The 536-nt window shown below is 49.4% G+C and carries 6 tRNA genes; all 6 read left to right on the top strand.

Features of this window, described 5'->3' with window-relative positions:
* Positions 1-14: 14 nt before the first annotated feature.
* The 6 genes from ATCC9714_RS16510 (at position 15) to ATCC9714_RS16485 (ending at position 525) form a co-directional block, all read left to right on the top strand.
* Positions 15-88 (top strand) — tRNA-Gly (locus ATCC9714_RS16510).
* Positions 89-95: 7 nt separating this feature from the next.
* Positions 96-171: transfer RNA gene (locus ATCC9714_RS16505), tRNA-Val, on the top strand.
* Positions 172-176: 5 nt separating this feature from the next.
* A tRNA-Asp gene (locus tag ATCC9714_RS16500) sits at positions 177-253 on the top strand.
* Positions 254-269: 16 nt separating this feature from the next.
* A tRNA-Asn gene (locus ATCC9714_RS16495) sits at positions 270-345 on the top strand.
* Positions 346-370: 25 nt separating this feature from the next.
* Positions 371-446, top strand: a tRNA-Asn gene (locus tag ATCC9714_RS16490).
* A 4-nt stretch (positions 447-450) separates the two neighbouring features.
* A tRNA-Thr gene (locus ATCC9714_RS16485) sits at positions 451-525 on the top strand.
* Positions 526-536: the final 11 nt, after the last annotated feature.

Below are 536 nucleotides of genomic sequence, written 5' to 3'. Positions count from 1 at the left end.
CACCAATTAAATATGCGGGTGTAGCTCAATGGTAGAGTTCCGGCCTTCCAAGCCGGCTGTGAGGGTTCGATCCCCTTCACCCGCTCCAAAATTATGGGACTATAGCTCAGCTGGGAGAGCACCTGCCTTACAAGCAGGGGGTCACAGGTTCGAGCCCTGTTAGTCCCACCAATTGCGGCCTGGTAGTTCAGCTGGTTAGAATGCCAGCCTGTCACGCTGGAGGTCGAGGGTTCGAGTCCCTTCCAGGTCGCCAAATTAATTAAATACGCGGGAATATGGCTCAGTTGGTAGAGCAATTGACTGTTAATCAATGGGTCACAGGTTCGAGTCCTGTTATTCCCGCCAATTTAATGAAAATAAAGATGAATGTGGGAATATGGCTCAGTTGGTAGAGCAATTGACTGTTAATCAATGGGTCACAGGTTCGAGTCCTGTTATTCCCGCCAATATGCTAGTGTGGCTCAACGGTAGAGCAGCTGACTTGTAATCAGCAGGTTGTAGGTTCGATTCCTATCACTAGCTCCAACGTGGAGGAT

Source organism: Paraclostridium sordellii (assembly GCF_000953675.1).
Classification (GTDB): domain Bacteria; phylum Bacillota; class Clostridia; order Peptostreptococcales; family Peptostreptococcaceae; genus Paraclostridium; species Paraclostridium sordellii.
This window is presented reverse-complemented; position numbering and strand designations above follow the sequence as displayed.